The organism is Dyella psychrodurans, assembly GCF_003363265.1.
GTDB lineage: Bacteria > Pseudomonadota > Gammaproteobacteria > Xanthomonadales > Rhodanobacteraceae > Dyella_B > Dyella_B psychrodurans.
Genome location: NZ_QRBF01000003.1, coordinates 14,258 through 26,646, shown reverse-complemented (window position 1 = coordinate 26,646; position 12,389 = coordinate 14,258). Strand labels below are relative to the sequence as shown.

Annotated in this window: 12 protein-coding genes; 4 read left to right on the top strand and 8 right to left on the bottom strand. The window is 62.7% G+C overall.

Annotated features, from left to right (window positions below; genetic code table 11):
- Nucleotides 1-5: 5 nt before the first annotated feature.
- From DWU99_RS09235 to DWU99_RS09225, 3 genes are read left to right on the top strand one after another with little or no spacing between them, the layout of a single operon-like run.
- Nucleotides 6-1,244, top strand: coding sequence for a nucleoside recognition domain-containing protein (locus tag DWU99_RS09235; RefSeq protein WP_115477764.1), 1,239 nt, complete (start codon nucleotides 6-8; stop codon nucleotides 1,242-1,244).
- Between the two features lie 14 nt (nucleotides 1,245-1,258).
- Nucleotides 1,259-2,137 (top strand): methylglyoxal synthase, encoded by an 879-nt coding sequence (locus DWU99_RS09230; RefSeq protein WP_115477763.1) that lies wholly within the window; start codon nucleotides 1,259-1,261, stop codon nucleotides 2,135-2,137.
- Between the two features lie 10 nt (nucleotides 2,138-2,147).
- The gene (locus tag DWU99_RS09225; protein ID WP_115477762.1) at nucleotides 2,148-2,912 is read left to right on the top strand and encodes an NRDE family protein; all 765 of its coding nucleotides are present in this window, start codon (nucleotides 2,148-2,150) and stop codon (nucleotides 2,910-2,912) included.
- A 9-nt stretch (nucleotides 2,913-2,921) separates the two neighbouring features.
- Here the strand turns inward: DWU99_RS09225 and DWU99_RS09220 are convergent, their stop codons facing one another.
- Nucleotides 2,922-3,323: a YchJ family protein gene (locus tag DWU99_RS09220; RefSeq protein ID WP_115477761.1), complete on the bottom strand. Its 402-nt coding sequence runs from the start codon at nucleotides 3,321-3,323 to the stop codon at nucleotides 2,922-2,924.
- 196 nt (nucleotides 3,324-3,519) lie between these two features.
- On the opposite strand from DWU99_RS09220, the gene DWU99_RS09215 reads away from it, so the two are divergent.
- Nucleotides 3,520-5,448: a CocE/NonD family hydrolase gene (locus tag DWU99_RS09215; RefSeq protein WP_115477760.1), complete on the top strand. Its 1,929-nt coding sequence runs from the start codon at nucleotides 3,520-3,522 to the stop codon at nucleotides 5,446-5,448.
- Between the two features lie 21 nt (nucleotides 5,449-5,469).
- Here DWU99_RS09215 and DWU99_RS09210 read toward each other — a convergent pair whose 3' ends face one another.
- The 7 genes from DWU99_RS09210 to DWU99_RS09180 all read right to left on the bottom strand — a co-directional run bounded on the left by DWU99_RS09210 (nucleotide 5,470) and on the right by DWU99_RS09180 (nucleotide 12,222).
- Nucleotides 5,470-6,069 carry a DUF938 domain-containing protein gene (locus tag DWU99_RS09210; RefSeq protein WP_115477759.1) on the bottom strand — a complete coding sequence of 200 codons (600 nt, stop codon included), beginning with the start codon at nucleotides 6,067-6,069 and terminating at the stop codon, nucleotides 5,470-5,472.
- 31 nt (nucleotides 6,070-6,100) lie between these two features.
- Complete coding sequence (locus tag DWU99_RS09205) at nucleotides 6,101-6,298, bottom strand: hypothetical protein (RefSeq protein ID WP_115477758.1); 198 nt, start codon at nucleotides 6,296-6,298, stop codon at nucleotides 6,101-6,103.
- Between the two features lie 77 nt (nucleotides 6,299-6,375).
- Nucleotides 6,376-6,954: an NnrU family protein gene (locus DWU99_RS09200; protein ID WP_115477757.1), complete on the bottom strand. Its 579-nt coding sequence runs from the start codon at nucleotides 6,952-6,954 to the stop codon at nucleotides 6,376-6,378.
- Between the two features lie 217 nt (nucleotides 6,955-7,171).
- On the bottom strand, nucleotides 7,172-7,732 hold the full coding sequence (locus DWU99_RS09195; protein ID WP_115477756.1) for a HutD/Ves family protein: 561 nt from the start codon (nucleotides 7,730-7,732) through the stop codon (nucleotides 7,172-7,174).
- A complete protein-coding gene (gene dinG / locus DWU99_RS09190; RefSeq protein WP_115477755.1) occupies nucleotides 7,729-9,831 on the bottom strand; it encodes an ATP-dependent DNA helicase DinG in 2,103 nt (700 codons plus the stop codon). Before dinG ends, DWU99_RS09195 begins: the two co-directional genes overlap by 4 nt.
- A complete protein-coding gene (locus DWU99_RS09185; RefSeq protein WP_115477754.1) occupies nucleotides 9,821-11,476 on the bottom strand; it encodes an NAD(P)/FAD-dependent oxidoreductase in 1,656 nt (551 codons plus the stop codon). The genes dinG and DWU99_RS09185 overlap by 11 nt, the downstream gene beginning before the upstream one ends.
- A 92-nt stretch (nucleotides 11,477-11,568) precedes the next feature.
- Nucleotides 11,569-12,222: a DsbA family oxidoreductase gene (locus tag DWU99_RS09180; RefSeq protein ID WP_115477753.1), complete on the bottom strand. Its 654-nt coding sequence runs from the start codon at nucleotides 12,220-12,222 to the stop codon at nucleotides 11,569-11,571.
- Between the last annotated feature and the right edge of the window lie 167 nt (nucleotides 12,223-12,389).

Here is a 12,389-nt window from a genome sequence, read left to right as displayed (position 1 = left end):
CACGCATGCTAAGCCGACTGTGGTTCGGCTTTTTCATGGTGGCCGCGCTGGCGGCGCTTGCGCGCTGGTTGATCGGCGGCGACGAAACGGTTTTTGCGGCGATCGTCGGCGCGCTGTTCGACATGGCCGATCTTTCCGTCAAGCTCATGCTGATGCTGTTCGGCACGCTGACCCTGTGGCTGGGTTTTCTCGCCATCGCGGAACGTGCTGGATTGGTGGACGGGCTGGCACGCCTCCTGGGCCCTCTGTTCGCGCGATTGATGCCGGAAGTGCCGCGCGGGCATCCGGCGATCGGGCTGATCACGCTCAATTTCGCCGCCAATGCGCTGGGGCTTGATAACGCAGCTACACCGATCGGATTGCGCGCGATGCGCGAGTTGCAGACGCTCAATCCATCCGACAGCACGGCAAGCAATGCACAGATTCTGTTCCTGGTACTCAACGCATCGTCGCTGACGCTTTTGCCGGTGACGGTTTTTATGTATCGCGCGCAAGCCGGTGCGCACGATCCCACGCTGGTGTTCCTGCCGATACTGCTGGCTCACTTCGCCTCCAATCTCACCGGGCTGCTGTCGGTGGCGTACATGCAGCGCCTGCGCTTGTGGGACCCGGTGGTGCTGGCGTGGCTGGGCGGCGGCGGTTTGCTGCTGGCAGGGTTTCTGGCGTTTCTTGCTTCGCTGACATCGGCGGCGCTCGCGTCGCTGTCGTCTTTGCTCGGCAATCTGATGTTGTTCGGCGTGATCATCGTGTTTCTCTGCGCCGGTGCGTACAAGCGGGTGCCGTTGTTCGAAAGTTTCATCGACGGCGCCAAGCAAGGCTTTGAAGTCTCGAAAGAGATACTGCCGTATCTGGTCGCCATGCTCTGCATGGTGGGCGTGCTGCGCGCATCCGGCGCGATGGACTTCGCGCTGGATGGCGTGCGCTGGCTGGCGCAACATGCAGGCATGGATACGCGCTTCGTCGATGCGTTGCCCACTGCGCTGGTCAAGCCGTTTTCGGGAAGCGCGTCACGCGCGATGCTGATCGAGACCATGCATCACTCGGGCGTGGACAGTTTCCCGGCCTTGGCGGCGGCCACCGTGCAGGGAAGCACCGAGACGACGTTCTACGTGGTCGCCGTGTATTTCGGGGCAGTGGGTATCCGGCGGGTTCGCCACACGGTGGGCTGTGCGTTGCTCGCCGATCTGGCCGGGGTCGTGGCATCGATTGCGGTGTGCTATTGGTTCTTCGGGAAAATCACTTAGCGGGAGAAAGTTGCATGCGCATGGGTTTGGCGGCCAACGCCCTTCATCACGACCAGGACGACGCGGCGCTCTTTCGCTGGCTGCGCGCATCCGAGCGGGGTGTTCGCGAGCTCAATATCAGTCTGCACGCCGTAGGGCGCACATACGCCGCCATTGCCCGCGTCGGCTTGCTTGCGGATTACCCGGGCCTGGTGCGCTATCCCTACGGTCACGAAGGCGGTTTGATGAAGCTGGTTGCCGAAGTGGTGGGCATGCCGGAGTCCGGCCGCACGCTGGATGGTGCCATTTACCTCATCAACCCCGTCGATCCGTCCTCGACCTTTCCCGAGGCGGTGGCGCTGAAGCGCCAGTGCGTCATCCATCAAAAGCCCTTTATTTCGACCGTGGCGTCCGCCCGCGATTGGGTCGAAGTCGAACGCATCCATGCGGGACTTGCCCCCGATGCCGGCGCCGACGACCTGTTCGCGCTGGAATCCCAGACCCTTGCCCTGATCGCTCACGACGCCATGAAGCCGCAGATGATGGCGTACGCCTCCGACCACTTCGACGTTCTGTCACGTTTTGCGCGGCGCGTGGCGACCGGCACCACAGGCCAGCAATTGAACGAACTGGCCTGGAGCCGCGGCTGGCCGCAAGACAGGAACTGGGTGGAGCGCTTCCAGAGCGGCCCCATGGGCGGCGACGCACAAATCGCCGATTTGGTGCTGGAACGGCGCTGCCAGCGCGCGGTATTTTTCGAGGACCCGCACGTCGCGCGCCAGCACGAGGCGGACATCCAACTGCTGGAGCGCGCCGTCACCACGGTCACCGACGAGACGGTTTGCATGACGTCGCCGCGGGTCGCCACGCGCTGGGCCAGTGCGGTGAAGCAGCGCGCCACATACAACGCGTAGGAGTGCAGATATGTGCCTGATTGCGTTTGCCTGGCAGATCCACCCTCGCTGGCGCCTGCTGTTGGCGGGCAATCGCGACGAATTCCACGCGCGCCCCAGTGCGCCGCTGTCGCATTGGGACGATCTGCCCATCCTCGCCGGACGCGATCTGGAAGCGGGCGGTACCTGGCTTGGCGTGTCGGGCACGGGGCGATGCTGCGTCGTCACCAACGTGCGCGATCCGCGCGACCCGCAGCATGGAGTATCGCGCGGCCTGCTCGCCACGGACTATCTGAAAGGGCCTGACGACGCGACCGCGCATGCCGCGAAACTGCTCGGTGCCGCAGCCGACTATCGTCCCTTCAATCTGCTCACGTTCGATGCGACCCACGGGTTCTACATCGGCAATCGGCCGCAGCCGCGCGCGCAGCCGATCGAACCGGGCGTGCATGGTCTGTCCAATGCCGACTTCAATACGCCGTGGCCCAAGACGCGTGCATGGATGACCCGTCTGCAGGCATGGATGGATGCGGGCCACGAAGACGATTTTTCGCCGTTGTTCCGCGGGCTGGCCGATGAGCACCAGGCGCCGGACGAGACACTGCCGGACACCGGCGTGGGCCTGGAGCGCGAACGCTGGCTCTCGTCGGCGTTCATCCGTGGCGAGCGCTACGGCACGCGGGCAAGCACGATCGTAGCCATCGATTACCACGGCAAGGGGCGCGTGCTCGAACGTCGCTTCGGGCCGGAAGGACGCTTCGAAGGCGAGAGCGAATTGACCATCCACACCGTGTGACGGCGCGTTTCAACCTTCCGGAAACCGACCGTCCAGGTAGTACCAGCATCCCTGCTCGCGCACAAAGCTGCTGATCTCGTGCATGCGTTGCGCCTTGCCGCCGCCGTAGCGCAGGCGCGCGATGAATTCGACGATGGCGTGCTCGCCGTTTTCCTCATGCCGCTTCACATCCAGGCCAAGCCACGTGGGCGAGGGCTGCTGCGCAGCCAGCTTCAGGCTCGCAGGCCGCGTGCTGGGGTGCCATGTGGCGAGCAGGTAATCCTCGCGCTTCATCACATAGGCGCTGTAGCGGGAGCGCATCAGGATCTCGGCGGATGGCGCGATGGCGCCTTCATGCAGCGGTCCGCAGCAGCGCGCATATCCGGCGTCGTTGCCGCAGGGGCAGGGAGTGAGTGTGTCGATCGCTTGCAACGTACGAAGTCCCGCCGTGGTTCGGGCCCCATCCTCCACCTGCTGGCGACAAATGCAAGGGGGAACTGTGCAAAAAGTCATGCATGGCTTTCGGCGTGGATCGCGTACAGTCACCAGGCTGCCGGGAGAGCAGCGCCTTTCAGACATCGCATGCATCCGCCGCCATGGGTATGGGCGGCCGTTGCGGAGATCCCCCATGCACCCGATTCGTTCCTTCCTTGCCGTCACCGCGCTCGCGGCGGCGATGTTCGTGGCTGGCGCCCAGGCGCAAACCGCACCGCTTACGCCCGACATCCCTTCAGGCGGCTTCACCGCACCGACCACCGCCAACGATTACATCAAGCGCGTGGTGATGATTCCGATGCGCGATGGCGTCAAGCTTCACACCGTGATCGTGATTCCCAAAGGCGCAGCGCACGCACCGATCCTGCTGACGCGTACGCCGTATCACGCCGACATGCGTGCCGAACGCATGGTCTCGCCGCACATGCTCGACACCCTGCCGCAGGGCGATGAGGTGTTCGTGAAAGCGGGCTACATCCGCGTCTTCCAGGACATCCGCGGCAAATACGGTTCCGAAGGCGACTACGTGATGACGTTGCCGCTGCGCGGCCCGCTCAACAATGGCAAGGTCGACGAATCCACCGACGCCTACGACACCATCGACTGGCTGTCGAAAAACATTTCCGAATCGAACGGCAAGGTCGGCATGCTCGGCTCGTCGTACGAAGGCTTTACCGTGGTGATGGCGCTCATCAATCCCCATCCCGCGCTGAAAGTCGCAGCGCCGGAAAGTCCGATGGTGGATGGCTGGATGGGCGACGACTGGTTCCATTACGGCGCGTTCCGCCAGACCAACTTCGACTACATCACCTTCCAGACCACGCAGAAAGGCATGGGTTACGCGATCCCGCGCGAAGGACTGGACGATTACACCAACTTCCTTCGTGCCGGTTCCGCCGGCGATTACGCACGCGCGAACGGGCTCGAAGCGTTGCCGTTCTGGCGCAAGATTCGCGAGAACCCCGCTTACACGCTCTTTTGGTCAGCCCAGGCACTCGACAAGGTCCTGGCGCAGCAGCCGCTGAAAGTGCCGACCATGTGGGAGCAGGGCCTGTGGGATCAGGAAGACATGTGGGGCGCCATCCATAGTTACGAAGTGATGGAGCCGAAGGACAAGACCAACACCATGAACTACCTGGTGATGGGGCCGTGGCGCCACAGCCAGGTGAACTACAACGGCAGCGAACTCGGCCCGATGAAGTGGGGTGGCGACACTGCGCTGCAGTTTCGCCGCGACGTGCTGCTGCCGTTCTTCAATCAATACCTGAAGGACGGCGCGCCGAAAGCGAACACGCCGCCGGTGCTGATTTACAACACCGGCGAGAACCATTGGGATCGCTACGCGCACTGGCCGCTATCGTGCGACAAGGGCTGTGCGTCGAAGGCGAAGCCGCTTTATCTGGAAGCGGATGGACGTCTGTCGTTTGAGGCGCCGAGCGCAAGCGACGCCAAGTACGACGAATACGTTTCCGATCCGGCGAAGCCCGTTCCGTACCAGCCGCGTCCGGTGATCGGGTCCGACCACGAGGCCTGGACGCATTGGTTGTTGAACGACCAGCGCTTTGTGGATGGCCGTCCGGATGTCATCACTTATGTGAGCGAGCCGCTCACCGAGCCGATGCATGTGGGTGGCGCGCCGCAAGTGAATCTGGTTGCCTCGACCAGCGGCACGGATAGCGACTGGGTGGTGAAGATCATCGACGTCTATCCCGGTTCCGTGCCGTCGAATCCCGGCATGGGTGGCTATGAATTGCCGATTTCGCTCGATATCTTCCGCGGCCGCTATCGCACCAGCTTCGAGCATCCGGAGGCCGTCGAGCCGAACACGCCGCTGCTATACAGCTTCGGCCTGCCGACAGTGAATCACGTATTCCTGCCGGGGCACCGCATCATGGTGCAGGTGCAATCCAGCCTGTTCCCGTTGTATGACCGCAATCCGCAAACGTTCGTGCAGAACATCTTCGATGCCAAGCCGAGCGATTACGTGAAAGCCACGCAGCAAATCTGGCACACGCCGGACCACGCAAGCTTTATCAGCATGCCGGTGGTGTCCGAGAAGTAAGCAGCAAACGGCGCCGGGCGATTACGCCTGGCGCCGCTTCCACAAGCGCAAGCGGTTGTTCGCCGGCATCGCCACGTCATCGATCAGATCGAAGCCCTTGTCGGCGGCCAATGCGTCCACCGCCGCCGTATCGCGTATGCCCATGTGCGCGTTTCGCATCTTCAGGTCGCGGTCGAACGCCGCATTGCTTTCGCTGGTGAAGCGGTCGTCGATGTTGAACGGTCCATAGATCGCTACGCATGCGTCGGCGCTAGTCACCGAAGGTAGCGCGGCGAACATGCGCTCGACTTCCGGCCACGCCATGATGTGCAACGTATTGGCGCTGAAAATCGCATCGTAGCGATCGGCAGGCCACGCGCCCGTCACGTCCAGCTGCAAAGGCGGTGGCGTGTTGGACAATCCCGCCTCGTCGAGCCATTGACGTATGCCTGGCAAATTTTCCGCGCGGTCCGAACTCTGCCAGATGAGATGAGGCAGCGCGGCTGCGAAATGCACAGCATGCTGGCCGGTACCGCTGCCGATTTCCAGCACGTGCAGCCGATCGGCAAACCACGTGCGAAGTATCGCCAGAATCGGCTCGCGGTTGCGGTCGCTGGCAGGCGAGTAGGGTTTGCCAGTCATCTCGACTCGGCGCATTGACGCGCCGATAACATCAGACGGGCCGTCCGCGCAGCACCCGGGCAGGCAGCATCAGCAGCGCGGTGAGGAAGGCGAACACGGCGCTCACCGTGATGCCCACCAGACGCAGCGGCAGCAACAGCAGCCACACGATGGGATAGAGCACCAGCGCCAGCAGCGCCAGCGGCCAGCAGAAAATCAGCAGCAGCAACCAGAGCAGGAAACCGACCATGGCTATTACCCGAACGATGGGACCGCCTGAACTGTAGCGCAGGCGGCCCCGCAAGCGAAGATGACTGGCGACACCCCTCAGGCCATCGGGTTTACGCCGATAAGCAGCGTATGTAGCCAGAACGCGAAAAGCGCCCAGATCACCACGCCGATCACTACGATCATCACATCACCCTTGACGGTGCCGGGTGGATAAACCGCGCCCGCGCGTCGGTCGCGAGCACGCGAGACCATGTAAAGCGCCACGGACCAAACCAGGAAGGGTAAGAACAGCACCACGTCATGCAACATGCCGGTGGCCAGCAGATGGCCGAAGGACCAGATCTTCACCGCCAGCGTTTGCGGATGGCCGAACTTCGCCTTCAGATGATTGTTCGGTACGCGTGCGGCAGCAAAGAAGACGAAGGAGATCAGTACAAACAGTCCATTGAGATGGCGTAGCCACAACGGGGGTATGTAAAGCAGGACGGGATGCTGCCGTGCCAGTCCAAACCCCCAGATGATCAACAGCAGGCCGACGATGGCGAACGCCGAATGAATACCCTTCCAGCGGTTCAGGCCTATTCGTTCGATCTGACGCGTGCGCCAATCGTTGGCGAAGATGCGTACCGAGTGGATGCCAAGAAAAAGAATCAAGCCGAGGACCAGCACTAGCATGACGGTAACCTCACGGGCAGTAGTGTTATGAGTTGTACCTCAGTACATCGTCCTATCGTTCGTCATTCCGGCGCAGGCCGGAATCCAGTAGCGACAGCGTTCAGAAGTAAACGCACAGCTGCAGTATAGGGACACTGAATTCCGGCCTGCGCCGGAATGACGGGAAAAAAGTACGGCAGCTTTGGCAGGGTGCAATGGGTCGCCTCTGACAACTGCCTCAATTTCCGCGCGATTCAACGCGCGCGACAAGTGCCAATGTTCCCGAATCGAGCGTGACGCGACCGACGGATCGGATGGGGAGCCAGGCATCGCCGGGCTGAAGTCGCCCTTCTGCCGTGTCGACATGGCCCTGTGCGCAATAGATCAGCGCCACGGCATCATCCACCACCTGCCGGCCGGGCACATCCCACACCACCAACTCGCCTCGAACGCGCTCGCGGCGCAGCATGAGATTGAAATCGCGCGTCGGTCCACCGAGCAGATTCACCGTTACCTGTGCTTCACCGGGAAATGCGAACGGCGAGAACGGTGTCGTGAGTGCGTGAGTGCTCCCATCGTCGAGTGTCATCGTGAAGCCTGCGCCTTGCAGCAACGCGATGTAACGGTCGATACCGGCAAACGCGGAAAACGGCGCCGCGCTATCGACTTCCGCAACGCTCACGCGCCAGATGAAATCTTCCATGCCGGCGCCTTCGGGATACGCGGCAAGTTCGCGCGTTCGGCCCATGCCGTTCTTCCAGGGTGTGGCGCGGCAATCGCGCAGGCGGACGATGCTCATGCGGTGCGCTCGATGACACGTTGGAAAGGAGGCAGTGCTTTCAACATCTGGCTGCCGTAGTGTCGAGTCACGACGCGCCGGTCGAGCAATACGATGCGGCCGTGATCCGTTTCGCTGCGAATCAGGCGGCCGCAGTATTGCGTGAGCAGTCGCGTTGCTTCCGGTACGGCGACTTCCAGGAACGGATTGCGTCCGCGCGATTCCAGCCATTCGGCATAGGTGGCGCCCACGGGATCGGTGGGCACGGCGAACGGCAACTGTGTGATGACGACGGTTTCGCACAGTTTGCCGGGCAAATCGAGACCTTCGCCGAAGGATGCGAGACCGAACAACGTGCTGCCTTTGCCGGCTTCGATAGCCGCGACATGCTCGGCAATCAGCTGCGTCTTCCCGAGCGAACCTTGTGCGCGAACCTTGCGCACCTTATCGATCGGCAAGCGTTGCAACACCCGCTCGAGCTTGGCGCGCGAAGTGAAAAGCACGAGGTTGCCGGCATCCCAGTCCAGATGTTCGGCGAGCCAATCGGTGACGGCCTGTGCGTGTTGTTCGCGCGCATCGGGTAGTGCGTCTATCGCAGGCACTTCAAGGCGCGCCTGGGCGCCGAGATCGAACGGCGAGGGCAGGCTGATGGTGATGGCGTCGTCCGGCAAACCCACGGCATCGGCGAAGCCGCGGAAGTTGCCGCCGGCACTCAGGGTGGCGGAGGTCATGATCGCAGCACTGGCGTTGTCCCAGAGTATCGTGCGCAACAATGCGCCCGCGGACACGGCAGAAGCGTGACAGACAAGTTGCTGATCGTGGGAAAGCGTGACCCAGCGCGCGAGCGGCGGCGCATGTTCGGGATCGTCCGTGGACCATGCAAGCCAGGTGCGCACTTGCCGGTCGATGCGTTCCAGTGCCATCCCCAGCTCGCGCGACAAGGCTTCCTGAGTGGGACCGCCTTCGCTCATTTCGGTGACGGTGCGACGAACGGCGGTGAGCCAGCGCTGGACTTCGGCGGTGGCGATGTACAACAAGGACGCATGTTGCATCCACGTTTCCGGCAACTGCCCCAGCGAACCGCGATACATGGGCTCGGTTTCCGCGGGATCGGGCAGCCACGACTGGCGGATTTCCTTTTCGAGCTCTTCGAGCGCGTCGCTGAGCGCCTGCAGTTTCTCGTCGCCCGCATCGAGCGAGAGCTTGCCGATCACTTCCTTGTCGGTCAGTGAATAGGCGGCGTGCACCTGGCGCGTGAGGCGGCTGATCTGGCGCGTCGCCGTGCCGAGCGATACATCGGAGGCTCCGCGATCGATCGTCTTGCCTGGCATGTGGTGCGCTTCGTCGAACACGTATAGCGTGTCGTCCGGCTTGGGGAGAATCACGCCGCCCCAGTTGTCGTCGCCGCCCGGCATGGTGAGATCGGACAGCACCAGATCCTGATTGGCGACGATGATGTCCGCATCCGCCACCGCGCGGCGCGCGGCGAAGAACGGACAGGCCATGAATTGCGCGCAGCGCCGCCCGGTGCATCCGCCGGCGCTGGTGGTGATCATGCCGCGCAACATATCGCCGGGCGTTTCGGGCGCGGCATCCATGTCGCCGTTCCATTCGTTGCGATCGAAGGTGTCGGTGAGTTTGCGCAGCACTTGCTTGTCGCGTTCGGCCGGCGGCTTGCTCCACAGCGCAAGATCTGCGTCGAAACCGAGTCCCATCTGGCCGCTGTCGCCAAGACTGCCGCCCGCCATGCGCAGATTGCGCGGGCACAGATAACGGCCGCGTCCCTTCGCCAGCGCTACTTTCGCATGGCTGCCATTGAGTTTCAGATAAAGCGGAATGTCGCGCTCGACCAGCTGTTCCTGCAATGCGATCGTCGCGGTGGCGATCAATAATTTCTTTTTCTGCGCACGCGCCACTTCCATGCCTGCGATCAGATACGCCATCGACTTACCGGTGCCGGTGGGTGCTTCGATGGCAGCTGCGCCGCCCGACTGGGATAGCGCCCGTGCGACTTCCGCGATCATCCGCGTCTGCGCAGGGCGAGCGCGGAAGCCGGGCAGCCCGTCCTTGATGCGCGCGTAGGCATTGCGGATGTCGTCTTTGAGGGTGTCAGTGAGCATGCGACATCGGATGCATCGCAGCGATGCTCAAAGCCACTGCTTCCGCCACGCGGATGCCGTCCACACCTGCGGAGAGAATGCCACCTGCGTAACCTGCGCCTTCGCCGGCGGGGAACAGTCCGCGCGTATTGCGGCTCTGCAGGTCGTCATCGTTGCGGCGCACGCGCACAGGCGACGAGGTGCGTGTTTCCACACCGGTGAAGATGGCGTCGTGACGCGCAAAGCCCTTTATCTTCCGATCGAATGCGGGCATCGCTTCGCGGATGGCTTCGACCGCATAGTCGGGAATCGCGTGCGCGAGGTCGGTCAAATGCACGCCCGGCTTGTACGAGGGCAGGATGTCGCCGAACGCTTGCGAGGGACGTCCCGCGATGAAATCGCCGACCAGCTGTCCCGGTGCTTCATACGTGCCACCACCCAGTTCGAACGCGCGACTTTCCCAATGTCGCTGCAAGGCAATACCGGCAAGCGGACTGCCGCTGCCGTCATAGGGAGCGAAATCCGACGGCTCGATGCCCACGACGATCGCGGCATTCGCGTTGCGTTCGTTGCGCGAATACTGGCTCATGCCATTGGTGACGACACGCCCCGGCTCGCTGGCAGCCGCGACGACCGTGCCGCCCGGGCACATGCAGAAACTGTAGACCGAGCGTCCGTTGCGGCAGTGATGCACCAGCTTGTAATCGGCCGCGCCGAGCAGGGGATGACCTGCCTGCGGACCGAAGCGCGCGCGGTCGATCATCGATTGCGGATGTTCGACGCGAAAACCGATCGAGAACGGTTTGGCTTCCAGATAAACGCCGCGCTTGTGCAGCATCTCGAAGGTATCGCGCGCGCTATGGCCCAGCGCGAGTACGACATGATCGGTGCGGATTTCTTCGCCACTTGCCAACACGACGCCGCGAACATGTCGTACGCCATCCGCATCGGTTTCGACCTTGATGTCATCGACGCGATGCTCAAAGCGGATCTCGCCGCCCAGCGACTCGATGGTGTTGCGCATGTTCTCCACCATCGTCACCAGGCGAAAGGTGCCGATGTGGGGCTTGCTGACATAGATGATTTCTTCCGGCGCGCCGGCTTTGACGAACTCGGTCAGCACCTTGCGTCCGTAATGCTTCGAATCGGAAATCTGGCTGTAGAGCTTGCCGTCGGAGAACGTGCCCGCCCCACCTTCGCCGAACTGCACATTCGATTCCGGATGCAAGTTGCGCTTGCGCCAGAGATCCCAGGTGTCCTTGGTGCGCTCGCGCACGGCCTTGCCGCGCTCGAGGATGATCGGGCGAAAACCCATCTGCGCCAGGATCAAGCCGGCGAAGAGGCCGCAAGGCCCCAGGCCGATCACCACGGGCCGATGCGCCATGTTCGCGGGTGCCTGCGCCACGAATTGGTAATTCGTGTCCGGCGTAGGGCGCACATGCTGATCATCGGCGAAGCGCTGAAGCAGTTTCGCTTCGTCGGCGACATCCACATCCAGCGTGTAGATCAACTGGATGGCGCCGCGCCGGCGCGCATCGTGGCCGCGCCGGAATACCGTATAGCTGCGAATCGCCTGCGCACCGACGTGAAGCCGGTGACGGATGGCCGTCGCCAGTGCCTCTTCGGGGTGGTCCAGCGGAAGGGTGATATCGGTAAGTCGAAGCATGCGGCGCGGGGCGGAACGGGACGCGCCATTGTCTCACGTCGCCCGGCGCCGCTGCGGGCCGCGCCCGGCAGCGGCGGGTCCAAAGAGCCTGTTCAGGCCTCGGCCGCGATCTGCCGCAAGGTTTGCTCGAAGACTTCGGGAGGCTGGCCGCCCTGGATCAGGTAGCGCCCGTTGACGATGACCGACGGCACGGCCCGAATGCCCTGTTCCTGGAAGAAGCGCTCCTGCGCCCGGACTTCCTCCGCGTAGCGCCCGCTGTCGAGCACCTCGCGAGCCTTCGCGGCATCCAGGCCCACCTCGCCGGCGACCCGCGCCAGGACATCATGGGAGCCCACATCCTCGCCCTTGGCGAAATAGGCTTCCATCAGCGCCAGTTTCAGCGCGCCTTGCCGCCCTTCGAGTTCAGCCCAGTGCAGCAGGCGATGGGCATCGAAGGTGTTGTAGATGCGGCTGCGCTTGCCCATGTTGAAGGTAAAGCCGACCGACGCCCCGCGCTGGCGGATGCCCTCCTGGTTCTTGAGCATCTGCTCCGGCGTACTGCCGTATTTGCGAGTGAGGTGTTCGACCACGTCCTCGCCGCCTGGAATCATGTCGGGATTCAGCTCGAAGGGCTGGAAATGAAGATCGGCGGTGACCTGTCCATCCAGCCGCTGCAGCGCCTGCTCAAGTGACTTCAGGCCAATGGCGCACCAGGGGCAGACGACGTCGGAAACGAAATCGATTTTGAGATGTTTGGTGTCAGCCATATTTGGCCTCGGGTAGCTGGGTACGTGCTATATGCGGTTCAGTGAATTCTATGGCAAGCCCACCGCTGCGAAATGCAAGTCGCAGCAATAAAAAAAGGGGGCCGGCAATGCCGGCCCCAGGCTGGGTAAAAAACAACAATCTTATGCATTATTCAGCGTTAAAACGC